Here is a 19,840-nt window from a genome sequence, read left to right as displayed (position 1 = left end):
CATGGGAATACAATTTACAGTGCTGTCCAGCGGCTCGACCGGGAACGCCACAGTGGTGACGGACGGTCAAGTCACGCTCATGATCGATGCCGGCTTCAGTGCACGGCGTATCGACGAGCTGCTCGGCATGCGTGAAATGACAGGAGATCAGCTTCACGGAATACTCATCACCCATGAGCATTCCGATCATATCAAAGGACTTGGGCCGGTGGCTCGCAAGTACAACCTTCCGGTATATGCTAATGAGAAGACTTGGGAGGCTATTGGCAAAAGTGTCGGGGCGCTTGCTGACGACCAGCGCATCATCTTCGGAACCGGGGAAGCCCGCGACTTCGGGTCGCTGCGGGTGGAGTCGTTCTCCATTTCCCACGATGCTGCCGATCCGGTGGGTTACGTCTTCCATGATGGCAAGCATAAGCTGAGTGTCGTGACTGACCTCGGTTATGCCAGCGACAAAGTGAAGACGACTATTGCTGATTCGGATGTGCTTGTGCTTGAGGCCAATCATGATATCGAAATGCTTCGTATGGGCCGCTACCCATGGAATACGAAACGCAGAATTCTTGGCGATATGGGGCACTTGTCCAATGAGGCTTCAGGCGAGGTGCTGAGCGAGCTGCTCAATGGCCGGCTGAAGCGCACGTATTTGGCTCACCTGAGCCGGGAGCATAACATGCTTGATCTGGCCAAGCTTGCGGTCCGCGGTGCGATGGAAGACCGGGGCTGCTTCTACAAGGACAGTGAGTTTAAGCTGTGTGAAACTTATTATGATCGGCCTACGCCATGGGATATGGTGGGGGAACCATAAATTGATCGAGTTCGGCGGCCTTCCCCGCGATATCCTCCCGGGTAAGGATGCCCTTCTCAATCAGCAGTTCGATGACTACGCTGAGCGCAAGCACGGTATGATAGTGCTCATCCTTCAGATCCGCCAGCTTGGCCATCACATTCACTTCGTTCATTGGGGATGATAACCGGTCCATAGGTTCAGCTCCTTGAGCGTATTTTTTTTTTTGCAAAAACGTCCTGGCTCTGCGGGTAAACAGCCCGAAAAAAGGGTAAAAGTACTATACGGTTGCCCCAGTGCAGTACTACCTAATACCCGCTTTACATTCTTCCATTAAAAACCGTAATTTAATTCACCTGCGACGGGATAAAATTTGATAGAATGGACATATCTACTAAGCTTGTACTAGTGTAGTCCAAGACTCGTAGAAACATTCCTTTTTCAGAAAGAAAAAGTTTGTTTTTTATCTTACATTCGGGTAACTATTTGAGTTCTGGTTACGTCAACAATTGCAGAGTGAAGTCAGTATGGTTCGATTGAAGAGACGGGCCTGACAGGAAAATGGAAAATCCGGCGTTTTGCCGGGCATACGGGAACACATCCGGCGCATAACATGAAGAGGCGAATCTCAGCCTAAAGCTTGCTCTCTCATACAGCCGGGCATCAGATTGCCTGAACTATTCTCAGGCAGCCCCCTCCATAACCAAGAGCAGTAAGCCACGGGCGAACAGGTGGCTTTAGATAGAGTCTGACAACCATGCAGTTCATATATAGAGATGAGTACAGGTAAGGCGGAGCGCAAGTAACGGAGGGAGAGAATCAACCATGGGATTGTTTGACGACGACTTTTATTCCACAAAAGTATCTAAACGGCTTACCCGCAGGAGCAATACAGACAGCAGCAGATGGTCCTCGGGCACGAAGCGGCGCAAAAGCCTCGGCACCTTTCAAATTTCACTGATCTGTTCAGTACTGAGTGCGGTTGTGGCCGTGGCATTGTACACCTGGATTGCAAGTCCCCCCTCCAGAACCCAGGCGGGAGCGCTTAGCGGCAGCTTCCTGCATAAGACGGATAGTGATCCGTATGAACGGATTGTGCAGGCAGCGGCCAAGGTACGTCCGGCGGTGGTGAGCATTCTTAATCACCGTGATGAATCCTCCAAGGTGGCACCTGATGATGCGGCCCTCGGCTCAGGTGTAATCTTCAAAAAGACAGATAACAAGGCGTACATTATTACTAATGCCCACGTTATTGCCAATACGCAGGATCTGGAGATCGTCACCGTGGATGGGGATTCCCGTACAGCAACGGTGGTAGGCAAGGACACGGTAAGTGATCTTGCGGTGCTTGAGATTGATGCGGAAGGGATCAAGACGGTAGCCGAAATGGGCAATTCCAAGGCTCTCCGGCTGGGCGAGACGGTAATTGCCATCGGCAACCCGCTGGGACTTGGCGATACCTTGACCTCCGGCATTGTCAGCTATCCGAACCGGATTATTCCGGTGTCCCTGAACCAGGATGGTGTCTATGATTGGGAGCAGGAAGTGATCCAGACCGATGCCGCGATCAATGAAGGCAACAGCGGCGGAGCCCTGGTTAACCTGAACGGTCAAGTGATCGGCATCAACACGATGAAGATCTCGGATACCGGCGTGGAAGGGATTGGCTTTGCCATTCCGGTCTCGGATGTGATGAGCACCGTGAATAATCTGATTGAGCACGGCAAGGTAGTCCGGCCGTACCTTGGAGTATACTCCCTAGATCTGAACAATCCGTATGCCCCTTTGAGCGAGGATCAGCGCAAGGATCTTAAACTGCCGCCGGATATCAAGGATGGCGTGCTTGTGCTGGAAGCCCATGGACCAGCGGAGAAGGCCGGTATCAAGCTTAATGATGTGATTACGAAGCTCGATGGCAAGCCTGTGGATTCGACGCTCGCGCTCCGCAAATATTTGTATGATGTGAAGAAGGTTGGCGAAGAGATGGAAGTGACGCTGTACCGGGGCGGGAAGGAAGAGACGGTGAGTGTCACCTTGACCGATAAGCCGACCGAAGACAGCGACGCCGATTCGCAGAAATAAAACAAAATCTGGCCGAAGGCACCTCTTGGATGTGGAATTCTAAGAAGGTGTCTTTTTTTGCGGGGGAAATTTTTGTAGGGGGCATCCGGGCTGCTAAATAAAAAAAACTTTAAAAATTAACCGATCTCAGCTTCGATCCCGAGTGAGTCTGAAGAAGCAGAGCGTCCGCCTTTGTCTCCGAAATGCCCCTACTTGGATATCCAGTCCAAGCATTTCGGAGACAACAGCGGCCTTAAAGAACACTCGGCATCGCAGCGCCCCATAAGGGTAACCTTCATAAGTACATTTTATATAGCATTATTTATCGGGGGGATCAAGAATTGGACACTTGGGAAGCAGTTTGGTTATTTTTTGGTGTAGGACTTCGTAGATTAGTATTGCAGGCAGGTATTTCAGTATGATAAATAAATAGGCAGACTTAAATGGCAAAATAACAGAGACTATATAAAATGAACTTTAGAATTAACCGATCTCAGCTTCGATCCCGAGTGAGTCTGAAGAAGCGGAGCGTCAGCCTTTGTCTCCGAAATGCCCCACCGATATCTAGTTCAAGCATTTCGGAGACACAGGGGCCTTAAAGAACACTCGGCATCGCAGCGTCCGAATAGGGTAATTTTCATAAGTTCATTTTATATATATTAAAGGATCGAAAGAGGGACAATATGGCCTTTCATGGACAAAAAATTTTGCCGGCCGCCCGGCATATGAAGCATTTCGAGCGGATTCTGAAAAGTTCTTACGAATATGCGGTCTTTCTGGACACGCATGTGGCCCAGCTGAAGAACATTTACCAAATGGCCCGCGATCACGGTAAAAAAATGCTGCTGCATGCGGATCTGGTTCAGGGGCTGAAAACCGATGATTATGCGGTGGAATATTTGTGTCAGGATATCAAGCCCTACGGGCTGATCTCTACCAGGGCCGGTGTAATTCTTAAGGCGAAGCAGAAGGGCGTAGTTGCAATTCAGCGGCTGTTCCTGCTAGATACCCTGGCTTTGGAGAAGAGTTATGTGCTGCTGGAGAAAACACAGCCAGATTACATTGAGGTACTGCCGGGAATTATGCCTGAGATTATTACTGAGGTGCATGAGCGAACGAATATTCCGATTCTGGCCGGGGGGCTAATCCGCAGCGCTGAAGACGTAGAGAAAGCAATTAAAGCGGGAGCCTCTGCGGTAACCACTTCCAATGAACAGCTGATCAAACAGTATGGCCGATGAAGAGGGGGCCGGGCAAGGGCCCATTTTTTGGCTTATTTTTATTGTCAATGAAATTTAGTTGTTGACACCGCTTACATTATGATCTATTGTTGAACTACAAGGTACGAACTAACACTCTTACTAAGTGACTTACCTCATGATTTAGTTCGGGCCCGACAAGTTCATAATTGTGGCGGAGATATGGAGACCCACATCAATTTTCTTCCGTGAGGAGGGATTTTTGATGCAGGTCTCTTTTTGTTTGCGCCCGATGAAAGAGGAGGAGAAGATTGTGACGCCATTTGTTGCTGAATTGTTAGGCACCATGATCCTTATTGTGTTAGGAGCTGGCGTATGTGCCGGGGTATCCCTGAAGAAATCCTTTGCCGCAAACTCAGGCTGGATAGTCATCACGATGGGGTGGGGACTTGCGGTGGCTGTGGCCGTCTATGCGGTCGGACAGTTTAGCGGGGCTCACCTGAATCCGGCGGTGACATTGGCACTGGCACTTAAGGGTGATTTCCCATGGTCAGAGGTACCTAGTTACATGCTTGCGCAGCTGATCGGCGCTATTCTGGGCGCGGTGATCGTGTATTTGCACTATCTGCCGCACTGGAGAGAGACGGAGGATCCCGGCACCAAGCTGGGCGTGTTCGCCACAGGAGGCGCCATTCCTCATGCCTTTTCCAATGTGCTCAGTGAAACCATAGGAACGTTCATCTTCGTTATGGCCCTGCTCGCGATGGGTGCCAACAAATTCACAGACGGATTGAATCCGCTGCTTGTCGGTTTCCTGGTTGTTTCGATCGGGTTATCCCTTGGAGGGACTACAGGATATGCGATTAATCCAGCACGGGATCTTGGACCCCGGATTGCACATATGCTGCTGCCGATTCCTGGCAAGGGATCATCGAATTGGGGGTATGCCTGGATTCCGGTGGTCGGGCCCCTGCTTGGCGGAGGTTTTGCCGGAGTGTTCTACAAAGCGGTGTTCCAGGGTGTATGGACTCAGGCATTCTGGTATGTATTGGCCGCGAATATTATGATATTGTTAATTGCTTTTGTGGCGAGCCGCAAACCTGCCCCGCCAGCCCGTCGAGGCAAGGCCGCTGCTTGACCCTTATAAGATTCCTAAATTAAGTACTGGAGGTATTCATTCATGGAAAAATATATTATGTCCCTTGATCAGGGTACGACAAGCTCCCGCGCGATACTGTTCAATAAACAAGGTGAGATCGTATATACAGCACAAAGAGAGTTCCCCCAGTATTTCCCTCAACCGGGCTGGGTGGAGCAGAATGCCAATGAGATCTGGAGTTCCATCCTTGCGGTTATTGCCTCATGTCTTGCGGAGTCAGGCGTAAAGCCTAGCCAGATTGAAGGCATCGGGATCACGAATCAGCGTGAGACCGCAGTTGTATGGGATAAGGAGACCGGAGTTCCGATCTATCATGCGATTGTCTGGCAGTCCCGCCAGACGGCGGATATTTGCGAGCAGCTGAAGGCAGAGGGGCTCGACGATTTGTTCCGGCAGAAGACCGGCCTTCTGATCGATGCGTATTTCTCCGGTACGAAGGTGAAGTGGATTCTGGACCATGTGGATGGAGCCCGGGAGAAGGCGGAGCGCGGCGAGCTGCTGTTCGGCACGATTGATACGTGGCTGATCTGGAAGCTGTCGGGGGGAGCCGTACACGTGACCGATTATTCCAATGCTTCGCGGACACTGATGTACAACATACATGAGCTTAAGTGGGATGAGGAGCTTCTGGAGATTCTGAATATACCTAAGGCTATGCTGCCAGAGGTTCGTCCTTCCTCTGAAATATATGGCCATACGGTGGATTATCATTTCTTCGGGGAGCAGATTCCGATTGCGGGAGCAGCCGGAGACCAGCAGGCGGCGTTGTTCGGTCAGGCATGTTATGAGCAGGGCATGGTGAAGTCCACGTACGGCACCGGATGTTTCATGCTGATGAATACTGGTACGGAGCCGGTTACCTCCAAGCACGGGCTTATCACCACAATTGCCTGGGGAATCGACGGCAGGGTGGAGTATGCGCTGGAGGGCAGTATTTTTGTCGGTGGCTCGGCGATCCAATGGCTGCGTGACGGTCTGCGGATGTTCCGTGAGGCCAAGGACAGTGAGCAGTATGCGGCCCGGGTGGAATCGACGGATGGCGTATATCTGGTGCCAGCCTTTGTAGGTCTTGGCAGCCCGTATTGGGACAGTGAGGTCCGGGGGGCTATGTTCGGATTGACGCGGGGCACGACCAAAGAGCACTTTATCCGTGCTACGCTGGAGTCGCTGGCTTATCAGACGAAGGATATTCTGGATGTGATGGAGCAGGACTCCGGAATACCGGTGAAGACTCTGCGGGTGGACGGCGGAGCAGTAATGAACAACTTCCTGATGAATTTCCAGAGTGATATTATAGGCCTGCCCGTAGAGCGTCCGGTCATTCATGAGACGACCGCGCTTGGGGCTGCCTATCTGGCAGGGCTTGCCGTCGGATATTGGAAGGATCAAGAGGAAATCTGCAACAAGTGGAGTGTAGAGCGCGTATTTGAGCCGGAAATGGAAGAAGAGCGCAAGAATAAGCTTTATGAGGGTTGGAAAAAGGCAGTTCATGCTGCTATGGCCTTTAAATAATAAAAAATGGGCCAATTCCCCGGTTGGATTGTAATGATTATCATGGTATTATAATTACAAGTTAATAATTTGTCAGGAGATCAGGAGAGACCACATTACATGACAGCCTATGCAAGGCGGCTGGAGTGTATTTGTGGTCTCTTTTGTGTTAATTGGAGGAGGAGCAGGATATGACAACCGCATTTTCAAGCAAGAGAAGAGAGATGACGTTGCAGGACATGGTGAATGGGACTCTTGATGTGCTGGTTATTGGGGGAGGTATTACAGGCTCGGGTATCGCTCTGGATGCGGCATCCCGCGGTATGGATGTCGGCCTGGTCGAGATGCAGGATTATGCTGCTGGTACCTCTAGCCGCTCCACCAAGCTCGTGCACGGGGGACTTAGATATTTGAAACAACTGGAAGTCGGTGTGGTAGCTGAAGTCGGCAAGGAGCGTGCGATCGTATATGAGAATGGCCCGCATGTAACCACACCGGAATGGATGCTGCTTCCGTTTCATAAGGGAGGAACGTTTGGCAAGTTCACGACCTCAATGGGCCTTCGTGTCTATGACTTCCTCGCTGGGGTGAAGCGCAGCGAGCGGCGCAAGATGCTGTCGGTGTCGGAGACGCTCAGCAAGGAGCCGCTGATCAAGAAGAAGGACCTTAAGGGCGGCGGGTACTATGTTGAATATCGTACCGATGATGCCAGACTGACGATCGAGGTGCTGAAGGAGGCCGTGTCCAAGGGGGCCTTGGCCGTAAACTATGCTAAAGTAACGGAGTTTATTTATGAGAAGGATATCGTGGCCGGGGTGGTTATCACCGATCTGCTAAGCGGCAGAACGTATGAGGTCCGCGCCCGGAAGATTGTAAATGCCGCCGGTCCTTGGGTCGATACGCTTCGCGAAATGGATCATTCCAAGATCGGCAAGACGCTGCAGCTGACCAAGGGGATTCATTTGGTAATTGACCAGAAGCGGTTCCCGCTTCGCCAGGCGATCTACTTCGATACGCCGGACGGCCGGATGGTATTCGCCATTCCCCGGGACGGCAAAACGTATGTGGGAACGACCGATACCGTCTATAAAGCGGACACCAGCCATCCCCGGATGACGGTAGCGGACCGGAAATATGTGATGGATGCCATCAACTACATGTTCCCGGAGGTGCAAATTACCGAGAAGGATATCGAATCCAGCTGGGCGGGTGTGCGCCCGCTGATTCATGAGGAAGGCAAGGACCCTTCGGAAATCTCCCGCAAGGATGAAATCTGGCAGTCCGATTCCGGACTGATTACAATTGCCGGCGGCAAGCTGACCGGATACCGCAAGATGGCCGAGACGGTCGTGGATAAGGTTGCCTCCCAGCTGCAGGCTGAAGGCCATTCCGCGTTCCCTGCTTGCTCCACCAAGCATATGCCGATATCCGGTGGACATGTTGGTGGCTCTGATAAATTCAAGGCTTTTGTGGCAGAGAAGGTAGAGCAGGGAATAAAGCAGGGGCTGCCAAGAGAGCTTGCGGCCAAATGGACTTCATCTTACGGCTCCAATGTGGACCGTCTGTATGAGATTGCTGCCGAATGCGCGGCTGAGGCTGCGGCAGGACCTCTGCCGCTGGAGGTGCTGGTTCCTCTCCGGTATGCGATGGAGGAGGAGATGACGGTTAAGCCGGCGGACTTCTTCATCCGGCGCACGGGAGCCCTATTTTTCAATATCCAGTGGGTACGCACTTGGAAGCAGCATGTCGTGAACTATATGGCAGAGTCCCTTGGATGGAGCCCGGAACAGAAAATGTCTTACGCCAGCGAGCTCGAAATGTATTTGCATGATGCGGTTGTACCTGAAGACGCGGAAAATCTGCGTTCAAGTAAGGCGAGAGAGCCTCAGAAGATCAGTTAATGGATAGGATCAAATGCCTTTCGTGTCCCTGGACTTGGGACATATGCGGTTTTCTTTTGGCTGGGAGTATGGTAGAACTGATATAGGGGAGAATCCCCTGACAGACCAAATGGAGATTGCAGCATAGAAAGGATGCGCTTTAGCTTATGTACGTAGTATGCAAAGATCATGTGGAACTGGCGATTGATATGTTCGTGGACGAATTTGAGGATGCCCCGGATATCGTGGATTTGAAGGAGACGGAGTTCTCGGATTGGGATCCGCCAGTCAAGTGCTCGCAGTGTGACCAGGCGGCTGTATTTCTGGTTGTGTAAAGTAAATGTGCAGATGAATCCGGTGAACGAGCGGATATCATAATAGAATCATCAACAAGGGGCGCCTATAGGCGTCCTTTTTTTGCATGGAAGGCGTCTCGCTAGTGAAGCGAGCGGCGGGTGGGGAATAGCTGAAAGCTGGCCAAAGACAAAGGGGTTTAGGGAAGCGGGGCAGGTGTAATATTTCCCAGCAGAAAGAAGTGTGGGACTGACCTTAGAAATTGAGACAGCGACAGCAAAGGAAAATTGAATGCAGTCCTAGACCGTCGCCATCCCATTTTTTAAACTAATTTTTCCCAGGAACCGTAATTTGTTCTGAATCAAGCGACCAGACTGATCAAATTGCCATCAGGGTCCTTTATGATTGCATAACGCTCGTTCCAAGGCGTATCGTTCGGCTCAAGATGCCCTTTATATCCCCGTTCTGTCAATCGGTCATATGTTTCATCCAGCGCTTCCTTGCTGTCCAACTGGAAAGCAATCTCCATCCGGTAACCGGCAGGCTCCTGCTTGACACCTAAAACCATCTCCGCTGCTTCCAACGTATCAAAAGCAAGGAGAACATCGTGATATGCTACTTCGACATGTGCTTCTCCATTTGCGTTTTCCGGTATTTCCAAGCCCAATATCCGATAAAATTCTAAGGACTTCTTCATTTCTTTTACGAAAAACGCTATTCTTTTTAACTTAACTGCCATGCTTCCCAGCTCCCATCTAATGATTTGATTGTTCACCTCCCATTGTATCGATGAAAAAGACTGTTCAAATAGGAAAAAACGGACTCCTTTTACCTCTTTCTTATCAAGCCTTTAAGAGACATTCCATAATATTGTGTAAAAGTATTGGTGAAATGCGACTCGTCGTAATAGCCATATTTGAGCGCAAGATCCGCTAAACTGGAATACCTGCCATGATGAAACTCCTGCAGTGTGCTTTGAAACCGGACAATGCCCAGCATCTCCTTCGGACTTAAGCCGAATTCCTGATCGAATATCCTTCTAAGATGCCGTTCACTACAGTGAACTTGATTGGCCAAGTTCGTTACGGATAGATTCCCTTTGCGGTCATAAATAATCCGCATGCTTTGGTACACTAGGGGGGAAATTGCTATATCGCTATCCGCTAAAATCCGAACTAAATGTTGCTCGGCAACCGCAAGAATGTCGGGGATTGTTTGAGCGGCTAATATTTCTTCGACACAATACATTCCTTTAAGACCCAGGACATCTTCCAAATAGATACGTTCTCCCTTTAACACCGAAAGGGGGGTTTTTAGAATCGAACGGGCTGACTCCGAATATAACCGAATGCCAAATAGGGAACGTGCTTCCGAGAACTGAAGTACTTCTGATTGAGTTGTAAGTCCCACAACATAGGCTGCCTTCTGACTGGCGGGAGAAAGAAGATTCACGACAATATCGACACAGCCATCGGGTATAACCCGATGACCAATTTGGTCCGGAACAGGACGGAAATCCATTGTCCAAAAAGAAGCCACATGCGATTCCAAGCGAGGACTAGGCGGATATTCCCGGCATCTATACCATGGCTGATGCAGCTCTGGCTGCAATATGGGAGATTGAACAGGATGGAACGAATGAGTCATTCTCAGTCCCTCCTTGATCGAGATCATTTCTGTCACAACTTTGTATTCATTAAAGCCTTTGCATCCCAATACAACCATAACTTTGAGGTAAAGTTCAAGGTCAAGAGTGAAAATATAAAAAGACTTTAAACAGAATCAAGTATTTATTTTCAAGGGATAGTATTAAGAAGGATTACCTTGTTGTCTCGATTGCTTTTCTGAAAATAATGATTTATTATTATAGTTCTAAAATATTAGAACTATTAAATAAAATATTTGCCCACTGGAGAGTGATTACGTATGACACAGATGTTAAATAACCGCTCTATCCTCCTGCGTTCCCGTCCGCAGGGGCTGCCAACGGAAGACAATTTCGAATTTATACAATCCCCGGTAAGGGAGCTTAAGGAGAATGAGGTGCTCATCCGGTCCATTTATTTGTCCGTCGATCCGTACATGAGGGGACGGATGAGTGAAGGCAAGTCCTATGTGGAGCCGTATCGGGTGGGTGAGCCCATTACCGGCGGTGTGGTGGGTGAGGTTGTAAAGTCCAGCTCTCCACAGCTCAAAGTGGGAGATCACGTTCTGGGTATGCTCGGATGGCAGCACTATAATGTAGCGGATGCAGGCTCCGTACGCAAAATTGACAGTTCGCTTGCCCCTCTGTCGGCGTACTTAAGCGTCCTTGGCCTAACCGGCCTTACCGCGTATTTCGGGCTGATCGATATCGGAAAGCCCAAAGCGGGGGAGACCGTGGTGGTGTCCGGTGCAGCTGGCGCGGTAGGCATGATTGTCGGGCAGATTGCTAAGATCAAGGGCGCCCGTGTGGTTGGAATCGCAGGAACGGATGAAAAGGTGCGGTATTTGCAGGAGGAGCTTGGGTTCGATGCGGCAATTAATTACAAGACCGCTGCCGATCTGGAGCAAGCCGTGAAGCTGGCCTGCCCGGAAGGCGTTGATGTGTATTTTGACAACGTGGGCGGACCGGTGTCGGATGCCGTCATGAATGCGCTGAACGATCACGCAAGAATTCCGCTGTGCGGGGCTATTTCCTCGTACAACAATCCCGAGGGAGATATCGGTCCCCGTATTCAGACCAAGCTGATCAAGACCCGGTCCCTGATTCAAGGGTTCGTGCTTAGTGATTATTCGGACCGGATGAGTGAGGGAATGCAGGAGCTTGGGCAGTGGGTGGCCCAGGGCCGTCTGAAATACAAAGAGACGGTGATCGAGGGCTTCGATCAAGTGCCGCAGGCCTTCCTTAAGCTGTTCCAAGGCTCAAACCTTGGAAAAATGCTCGTAAAGGTGAGCGATGAAGATACTCGCCTTTTATAAACGATTTGATGTAAGAAAGGCCCTTCACGTTGATGAAGGGTCTTTCTTTCGTATGTATTACGGTTATAAGGGTGGCCCTTGAGCACCCGCATGATCCAGACTCTGTTTCCATGCAATGCGGGTTAGATGTGTGTGAATTCAAAAAGGAGAAGGCCCATAGGGCCCTCCGGAGCAAGTAATCCTTACCAGCAGTGTTTTCTGTGGTGGTGTTTTCTATGCTTTTTGCAAACTACGACAGCCTTTTGACCAGGTTTGAGGACAACAACCTTTACTTTCTTGTGATGATGGCGACGATGTCCGTCACAGTGGCAGCTTTTACCGTAATCATATCCGTACAAAGTGATCACCTCCGCTTGTTTGATAATGCAGTGTATTCCGTTGAGGTCCCTCCCGGTTGGGATTCGGACAAAATTGATGGATGATCCTAATTCGTATTTTTTCATCGAAATGGTAGGAAATATCGGCGCGAAGATGGCAAAAAACCCGGTTTCCGTTCAGGGCGGAAGACCGGGCGGGGGCTAGGATATCGTAGTTAGGGGAAAGAGGGATATGGATGGATACAGCGGTTACTTTACGGTGATTATCTTCTGTTCCTTTCTTTCCGCAGTTCCTCTGCGAGCTGGGCAATCCCCAGTCCGATGTCAGCTTCTTGGATCGTGGTGGCATTGAGCTTCAGCAGGTTCTCTTGGCGGTGACCGGGCAGATAATGACTGTCTATGGGACCCAGGAGAACATTGCGCTTCTTCATCCGCTGAATTATGCGAGGGATGGAGATCCGCTCGTGAAGCACCAGGTGGGTATGAATGCTCGGATAACCATTCGCGGGGTACGTGAACGCCCCGCCGCAGAGCGGAAGCTCCTGTGTGATGGACTTGGCAAGCTGCGCCCCCCGCTTCGCATAGGAAGCCCGGATGTTCATTTTATGCCGTTCGAACATGCCGCTCTTTAAATAGATTTCAAGTGCGCCCTGGGACAGCATGGAACTGTCGATATCCAGGGTGCGTTTGTAGTGGGTGAAGACCTGCACAAGAGACTCGGGCAGAACGGCCAGGCCAACCCGAAGCCCCGGGAAAATTATTTTTGAGTAGCTCTTCAGGTAAATAACCTTCTCATTTCGGTCGAACGCATACATAGGGTCGGCTTTGCTGTCCTGTTCCAGATCAGCCATATAGTCATCTTCCACCAGGTAGACATCGTATTTATGGGCGAGTTCCACGATCTCTTTTTTCTGGGCGTTAGTGTAGGAAGTACCTAAGGGATGATGGAACCGGGGCGTTGTGTAAAAGAACTTGATATCCCCCGTACGAAACAGCTGCTCCAGTTCATCGAGGTCCAGCCCCCCGGCTGTCCGGGATATGCCAAGTGCCGGAATCTGGTGTGTCACCAGATGCTGAATGAACAGATGATAACCCGGCTGCTCCATTAAGACGGCCTTCTTCCCGTTTGGGAAGGGAATGGCCGCAAGCACCGCAAGTGCCTGCTGCACCCCGGAGGTCACCACCATATGGCGTTCCGGTGCGAATACCTGCAGATCAGCCAGCTGCTTCTGCATGACGGCAAGCAGGGAGGGCAGTCCCCGCGCCGTCCCGTATATGAACAGATCATTCCTGTAGGTGTCAATGGCTTTATTGATGCAGTGCTGGAAGTCCAGATAAGGGAAAAGCTCCGGGTCAGGGGCTGATGCGGCAAAATCAATTGGCAGCGCCTCAGCCTTCTCCTTCTTAGATGAGGTCTGCACCACGTAGTAACCGCTTCTCGGAATCGAATAGATCATATGACGCCGCTCCAGCTCATCTAATGCGGCCAGGATGGTGCTTGTGCTGCATTGATACTGTTCGGCCAGCCTGCGAATGGAGGGAAGCTTGCTTCCCTGCTTGAGCAAGCCGCTTCTAACAGCGTTTTCCAGTTCATTGCACAATTGCATGTATTTCAGCATGGGGAGCCTCCAGGTGAAGCTAAGATGAAATCTGTACCGGTACAGATTGGTTATTCTTGAATTGTAACACAGCCTCTGGGGCCTTACTATTAAACTGCGGTCTGAAAGTTAGAGGCATGGCTGCACGCACGATGAAGTGCAGATATGGAGGGATATCTATGAAAATATCGCAGACAGGGCGCGCTTATGCCGCCGCGATTACTTATGCCCTGATTATTGGGTTCTCATTTATGTTTGTAAAAATGGCCTTGACCGTGTCCAATCCACTGGATACTTTGGCGCACCGGTTCACCATTTCCTTGATTTCGATATGGCTGGTCATGATCATTGCCCGCCGGCCGTTCCGTTTCAGCTGGAGGGCCGTGCTGACGATGCTCCCAATCGCTTTGTTCTATCCGTTTCTGTTCTTCCTCTTACAGACCTTTGGCCTTGTGTATACAACCTCTGCAGAGGCAGGAATCGTGAATGCTGCAGCTCCTATATTCACGATGCTGCTGGCGTCTTTTTTCTTGAAGGAGCGCTCCACCTGGCTGCAGAAGCTGTTCACCCTGGTGAGTGTGGCGGGAGTGATCTTTATTTTCCTGATGAACGGGGTAAAGCTTGCTTCATCCAGCACGTTAGGGATTGTACTTATCCTGCTCTCGGCGCTTTCGTTCGCAGCCTACAGTGTGCTGGTTCGCAAGCAGACCCAGAAGTATCACTTTCTGGACATGACGTTTATGGTAACTCTTATCGGCTGCATTCTGCTTAATCTGATTTCGGTATTCAGGCATACCGCAGAGGGAACACTCGCAAGCTATTTCGCTCCGTTCACAGCCCCGGCCTTCATCTGGGCAATCTTGTACCTTGGCATTATGAGCTCGGCAGGCTCATCGCTGTCATCCAACTACGCCTTGTCCAAGCTGGAAGCGTCCAAAATGAGCATCTTCGGCAATCTGGCCACGGTAATCACCCTGTTCGCCGGCGTTCTGGTTCTCCATGAGAAGCTGGCCTACTACCATTTCATTGGTGCGGCTATGGTTATTGCCGGTGTGATCGGAGTAGGGCTGGCTGGGCGCGAGCGCAAGATGCCTGAGCGGGTCCCTGCGCGCCCGAGAGAGAGGAAGTCTGATCCGGCAAGGTATGGAGGATAAAGGACTGGAAAGGTTTGAGTTTGCCGGATGTTGACAGCCGTCATGTAGCGCCACACCGTGCGCTGGGGGCTTCGCCCGGTGCGATGAATTAAGGCGGGAGCCTCATTATAGGATGAGGAATAAGCAATGATAAGGAATAAGCATTATGGAATACACCTTGAGATATCGCAGTTAACGAGGGGACTGGGTGACAAATAGAGCGGCTAAGGAGGAGAAAGTGCTTCACGTGGAACATTTTTCAGGGAGCATATCTAACTTTGGCTGACAGACAACAAGCTGGGGAGGGGCCAAAGGTTCCCCTGCAATGAGCACTTGGGGAATTTGGAGACATAGATAGATAGATAGATAGATACAGAGACAGAGGGAGAGATAGAGACAAAAACAAAACAAAAACAAAACAAAAACAAAGAAGAAGACGAAGACAAAGATAAAGACCGCTCCGGGTGATCCGGCGGCGGTCTTTATCTTTTTGAGGGGGAGTTAATCGGAGTCCAGCGGCGAATACTCGGGTGAATCTTCGGACGTTGGAGACAGGTCATCAATGTGTCCTGTTAAGGTATTGACGGAGTATCTTGCTATAACTCTGCCACTCTTATCCAAACCAACCACAACCTTAAGCTCCTTGGTTGCGTAGAGTTCTTCGTTCCATTCCACACTACGGTCCAGCCTGTAGGTCAGAGGCTCCGTATCCTTCTTATTCTTTGTGTATTCCCTGATCAAAGCTACGGGGTCCAGATACGTCATGTCCTTATACGGGTTACGGACCAGGGTCCGCTCGGTCTTGAAGAATTGTTTAAGTTCATCCTCGCCTGAGCTCAGCTTGAGGCTGATCTTAATCTGCCCGGGTTCAAGCGTAATGGTGCCCGTCCCCTTGCCGACATCATCGTTGAATTGAAAGGTCGCTTTATTGTTCTTGATCTTAATCTCGGCGCCTGAGTCGGTTACCCGACCGCCTTCATTATACAGCGTAAAGTAAATTGTGCCGCTGTTCCGGCTGCTGCTGTGAATCTCAACGGAATTCTCACTATCATTGGTCGTCGCTAGATTATACTGGGTATCTATCCAGGATCCCTCGTAGTCCGTCAAGGAATAGGCAGTTTTGCTCTGAGCCTGAGAGGGACGAGGGGACTTAGCTGGCTTCGTTTTTTGAGCTGGAGCCTTAGATGAGGTTTCAGCCGGGGTCGAAGTTTGGGTTTGATCTTGGGTGCTGGCATGAAGTTTGTCGGGTTGCCCCTGGACATTAAGATTATCCTCAGGCTGGTCCTTGGATATCTGTGTGGGGTCTGAGTTTTGGGAAGTCTCATGCTCTTTAGAGGCAGTCTGGGGTGCCTGTGTGCCGGCATTCTTGGAAGCTTCCGGTGAACATGCTGCTAAGACCGCCAGTGTTATTAGTACAAGCAGAAGCAGGATTACTTGGTTCATTCGAATTAGTTTCACGAGCTAAATACCACCTTGAGTGTTTGTTTTCTTGTCATGTAGTAATTGATTATGTAATTGATTATGTATATAGATTATGTAATTGGTTATCTGACTGATTATGAACTGATTGGAGTGAGCTCTGGCAAAAGGGTCCAGTCCAGTGTACTACATGGTTTCCAGAAATTCACCAAGAAGTTGGAAGGGGCGCCGGAAGGGGAAGGTATCTAGCAGGGATTAAATTTGGGAGGTATTAGAGTAGGGCAGAGGGGAGTCCATGAAAAATACCCGACTCCAGCTAAGCCGGAATCGGGTGAAGGCTGAGAAACTCATTTAAGCTGTTTGATCACAACATTGCTGAAAATCGCGGTACCCCCTTCAGAGAAGAGAGAAATCCCTTGATCTTTCAATTCGGGGAAAACAATGTTGGAATAAACGACAGATCCATCATCAATAAAGACTTCGATGCTTGTCGTATCAACAAAAATTCTCAAGTGAACCTTCTTCTTACTCACGTCAAAGGGAGCCCTGCTCTCCAGATATCTCCCGGTCTTATCGGGGTTTCCTGTGTAAGCCCGATTGGCATAGGTGTACCCGCCTTTTACAAAAACTCCGACATCCACATGCCGCTTCTTGTCCGAGGATTCCCGAAGCCGTAATCCTGCATTCTGGAGCTCTGACCAGGCGATATCGGCGTTAAGCTCATACGAATACCCTGTAAAAGGAAGCGTCGTTGACCCGTTCACAACGATTTGCTTATAGGTAACAGCAGCCTTCGGCGTCTGGCTTAAGGCTTCAAGAGGCTGGGATACAAGATGGTAGCTGCCTGTGCCAGTCTGCTTCATCTCAATCCGGCGCACAATCGAGTCCATGCCGTTGAAGCCTTCCCGCAGAGTCGGAGTAGTATTGGCGTAATCCCAGTTATTCATCCAGGCTAAAGCGTAGCGCTGACGGGGGGGATCTTGGCTTGCTGCATCTTCAAAGGTAACGGCAGCGTACCAATCAAATCCATAGTCCAGCCACTGGGGCTCCTGGTGGTCGGGCAGATAACTCGCTCCATTAAAGTCACCCGTCCAGTAGGCATAGGTGTTAGGCCTTCCTGACGATTTGCCGTTGGCGCTGACGCCAAGCACCCACTTGTAGGTTCCGTCATCCGCACGCATTAGGTAAAGGTCGGGGCATTCCACCAATCCGATGCCTTTGGTAACAAAGCTGCTCATATAACGCCAGGTTTTTAAGTTCTGGGATTCATAAAAGCTAACTTTTGTGCCCTCCGCCAAGGCCATAATCCATTTGTGGGATAAGGAGTCCCAAATAATTTTTGGATCTCTAAAATCAGCGGTCCCTGGATTACGCAGGACGGGAGCCTTGCCATAAGCCTTGAATGTGTACCCGTGGTCGGTGCTGTACCATAAATATTGCTCCTGCTGTCTCCTTCCAGCGGTGGGCTGTGTCATAATCGCAACCACGGCCCCTTGGCCGAACCCCGCTGTACCCGCCTTGTCAACCACAACCGAGCCTGACCAGGGGTCGCCGTTTGGATTTGTATACTTGGGGATGGCAACCCCCTCGTCCTTCCAGTGCACCAGGTCTGTAGAGGTCGCATGCCGCCATTCGGTGCCATTCCCGTTGGGATAGTCCCGGTTATAAAGATAATAGTAATGGTATGCCCCATCCAAATAAATCGGCTTCTGCGGATCATTCTTCCACTTATCAGGCGTGGTGAAATGATAGCCAGCCCGATAAGTCTGGGGAGAAGAGGAAGTAGCAGCCTCCGAGATGCTGCTGTTCTTCTCCGCATAGTAGGCTGCTAGTCCTGTTATGATGATCAAGCCAAGTCCGATGAAACAGCAAATACGGAAAGGCCGCTGAAATCCTCTTTTACTCACAATCAAGTGTTAATTGACGGTTAGTTGGCCCTGTTCAAGGACGCTGTCTTTGACAACCGAAGTCTTCGAGCCTTTAATGTTCAGCAGGAAGCTAGGAGCAAAGGTAGAATGCTGGTCGGCGAACAAGCCTCTGTTTGTCATATAGCTGGTGATCACGACATTGTTCCCTTTCGCCTGTGGAACGGCAAAGTGAGAGTAAGTCCAAGTAAGATCTTTAGGGTCCAGACCCATGTGCAGAACCAGTCCGTTTTTGTTCAGGGGTTTATATGGGCCGGTCAATGAATCGGCTACATAACCTAGCATGTATACGTCATTGGCGCCGATCCCATCAATCGTCATCTTGGAGCCCCGGGAATCGGTGAATAAATACCACTTGCCATTCATTTGAAATACGTTTGCGCGTTCAATCTCATCGGTGACGGTATTAGAGGCAATGAGCGGCTTCATGACTTTTTTCAACGAATAGTCATCGTTCAATTCAATAATACCAAGCGAGCCATTCGCTAATGTCGCCAGAGATTTCTTAGAGCCGGACAGCAGCTTGTCTCTCTCAGCCTGGAAGAAGTTCTTATTTCCCCCATAGTAGGCTCTGTTGTTCAGCGAGTCCTCTCCTTGATAGCCCGTTTCTGTTCCGGTATTGGATTCAAATACAAGGTATTTATGACCTTTGTCTTCCACATAGTGAGGATCTCTCAGGGTGTGGTTATCTGAATAATCTCCTGCGCTGAAGGCTTGATCGACATTTTGATAGAATTTTCCGTCTCCGTCAAAGATTGATTTCAGATCTTCCACGCCATCGATCTTCAGGGTATCCGCGTCCGGCTTTGACACATTCACTTGAGCGGTTGTCAGGGTCTGCTTGCCAAAGAATCCATGTTCCGGGTCCCAGCCTTGGCGGTTGGTATAGAACAGACGAACCTTGCCATCCTTCGTCAAGGTGGCGGAACCGGACCATTCCTCGGCTTCATTGTTCAGGATCGGATCGTTCGGAACATATTTATCGCTGTCTTTAAATACTCTGCCGGCATTCTTCCAGCTATCTAAAGATGTATCGCCTACTTTTTGATAGAACATGTAGATGAAGGTGTCCCAGCCTCTTTTCGGGTCACCGGCCAAGGCGAATACGATGTGGTAGCCGTTATACTCGGCAACTGTGCCATCCGGATTTTGAAGCGGCCAGCTGTCCCAGACATCAATATCGATGGGATTGCCCCATTGGTCGGTGCCTTTTGCTGAAGGGATATTCTTGATTGTGGACCCGTTGAAGGAAGGGACCTGGAACTGCTGGTCATTTTGTTGCGCCGGTATGTTCAGCATCTCAGAACGGGTAATGTGAGAGAACCCGTAGGTTTCTTGGTAATCCTGGTTGGTCTTGTCCTTGGCCATAACTGAAGTCCCGCCGCCTGCGAGTAAAGCTGTAGTAAAGGTTACGGCTGCTGCTCTTCTTACAAACTTTCTGATATTCATGTTTTCTGTCTCCTCTTCTTTTTGATTTGAAATTTGCTCTCTTAAACAGAAAAAAAGACCTAAAAATTCCAATGGGGATACGTGTCCGTATCTTGTCCCCAATCGGATTTTTAGGTCTTGCCTGCTTAACAGTAACAATCCCGACATATGATGTTGCCGCGTTAATC

The 19,840-nt window shown here is 50.1% G+C and carries 16 protein-coding genes; 9 read left to right on the top strand and 7 right to left on the bottom strand.

The annotated features are described in order from the left end of the window. The first annotated feature begins 1 nt into the window (after position 1). On the top strand, positions 2-808 hold the full coding sequence (locus BN6628_RS24850) for an MBL fold metallo-hydrolase (RefSeq protein ID WP_068621583.1): 807 nt from the start codon (positions 2-4) through the stop codon (positions 806-808). On the opposite strand, the gene BN6628_RS24845 is transcribed toward BN6628_RS24850, so the two are convergent. Beyond that, positions 777-983, bottom strand: a complete 207-nt coding sequence (locus tag BN6628_RS24845) for a hypothetical protein (RefSeq protein ID WP_068621582.1) — start codon at positions 981-983, stop codon at positions 777-779. The genes BN6628_RS24850 and BN6628_RS24845 overlap by 32 nt on opposite strands. Before the next feature lie 629 nt (positions 984-1,612). On the opposite strand from BN6628_RS24845, the gene BN6628_RS24840 reads away from it, so the two are divergent. The 6 genes from BN6628_RS24840 (at position 1,613) to BN6628_RS24815 (ending at position 8,912) form a co-directional block, all read left to right on the top strand. Continuing rightward, entirely contained in the window at positions 1,613-2,869 is a 1,257-nt protein-coding gene (locus tag BN6628_RS24840; RefSeq protein WP_068621580.1) for a S1C family serine protease, read from the top strand. Positions 2,870-3,531: 662 nt separating this feature from the next. After that, entirely contained in the window at positions 3,532-4,089 is a 558-nt protein-coding gene (locus tag BN6628_RS24835; protein ID WP_068621578.1) for a glycerol-3-phosphate responsive antiterminator, read from the top strand. A gap of 250 nt (positions 4,090-4,339) precedes the next feature. Beyond that, a complete protein-coding gene (locus tag BN6628_RS24830) occupies positions 4,340-5,185 on the top strand; it encodes an MIP/aquaporin family protein (protein ID WP_374706287.1) in 846 nt (281 codons plus the stop codon). 42 nt (positions 5,186-5,227) lie between these two features. Further along, on the top strand, positions 5,228-6,718 hold the full coding sequence (glpK, locus tag BN6628_RS24825; RefSeq protein ID WP_068621576.1) for a glycerol kinase GlpK: 1,491 nt from the start codon (positions 5,228-5,230) through the stop codon (positions 6,716-6,718). A gap of 170 nt (positions 6,719-6,888) precedes the next feature. Next, entirely contained in the window at positions 6,889-8,598 is a 1,710-nt protein-coding gene (locus BN6628_RS24820) for a glycerol-3-phosphate dehydrogenase/oxidase (RefSeq protein WP_068621574.1), read from the top strand. 146 nt (positions 8,599-8,744) lie between these two features. Next, on the top strand, positions 8,745-8,912 hold the full coding sequence (locus BN6628_RS24815; RefSeq protein ID WP_068621573.1) for a CxxH/CxxC protein: 168 nt from the start codon (positions 8,745-8,747) through the stop codon (positions 8,910-8,912). 320 nt (positions 8,913-9,232) lie between these two features. On the opposite strand, the gene BN6628_RS24810 is transcribed toward BN6628_RS24815, so the two are convergent. Beyond that, positions 9,233-9,610 (bottom strand): VOC family protein, encoded by a 378-nt coding sequence (locus tag BN6628_RS24810; RefSeq protein ID WP_068621571.1) that lies wholly within the window; start codon positions 9,608-9,610, stop codon positions 9,233-9,235. An 89-nt stretch (positions 9,611-9,699) separates the two neighbouring features. Continuing rightward, entirely contained in the window at positions 9,700-10,518 is an 819-nt protein-coding gene (locus BN6628_RS24805) for a helix-turn-helix transcriptional regulator (RefSeq protein WP_068621569.1), read from the bottom strand. A 279-nt stretch (positions 10,519-10,797) separates the two neighbouring features. On the opposite strand from BN6628_RS24805, the gene BN6628_RS24800 reads away from it, so the two are divergent. Then, positions 10,798-11,832, top strand: a complete 1,035-nt coding sequence (locus BN6628_RS24800) for an NADP-dependent oxidoreductase (protein WP_068621568.1) — start codon at positions 10,798-10,800, stop codon at positions 11,830-11,832. 580 nt (positions 11,833-12,412) lie between these two features. Here BN6628_RS24800 and BN6628_RS24790 read toward each other — a convergent pair. Next, positions 12,413-13,768 carry an aminotransferase-like domain-containing protein gene (locus BN6628_RS24790; RefSeq protein ID WP_068621565.1) on the bottom strand — a complete coding sequence of 452 codons (1,356 nt, stop codon included), beginning with the start codon at positions 13,766-13,768 and terminating at the stop codon, positions 12,413-12,415. A gap of 164 nt (positions 13,769-13,932) precedes the next feature. Here BN6628_RS24790 and BN6628_RS24785 point away from each other — a divergent pair, with 164 nt between their 5' ends. After that, entirely contained in the window at positions 13,933-14,901 is a 969-nt protein-coding gene (locus tag BN6628_RS24785; RefSeq protein WP_392397673.1) for a DMT family transporter, read from the top strand. Positions 14,902-15,381: 480 nt separating this feature from the next. Here BN6628_RS24785 and BN6628_RS24780 read toward each other — a convergent pair whose 3' ends face one another. The 3 genes from BN6628_RS24780 to BN6628_RS24770 form a co-directional block, all read right to left on the bottom strand. Further along, a complete protein-coding gene (locus BN6628_RS24780; protein ID WP_148449318.1) occupies positions 15,382-16,338 on the bottom strand; it encodes a hypothetical protein in 957 nt (318 codons plus the stop codon). A gap of 308 nt (positions 16,339-16,646) precedes the next feature. After that, the gene (locus tag BN6628_RS24775; RefSeq protein WP_392397654.1) at positions 16,647-18,149 is read right to left on the bottom strand and encodes a glycoside hydrolase family 32 protein; all 1,503 of its coding nucleotides are present in this window, start codon (positions 18,147-18,149) and stop codon (positions 16,647-16,649) included. A gap of 66 nt (positions 18,150-18,215) precedes the next feature. Next, a complete protein-coding gene (locus tag BN6628_RS24770) occupies positions 18,216-19,673 on the bottom strand; it encodes a glycoside hydrolase family 68 protein (protein ID WP_068621559.1) in 1,458 nt (485 codons plus the stop codon). Between the last annotated feature and the right edge of the window lie 167 nt (positions 19,674-19,840).

The organism is Paenibacillus tuaregi (assembly GCF_900086655.1).
GTDB lineage: Bacteria > Bacillota > Bacilli > Paenibacillales > Paenibacillaceae > Fontibacillus > Fontibacillus tuaregi.
Note: the sequence above shows the minus strand (reverse complement) of the source record. Positions and strands in the feature narration are given on the sequence as shown.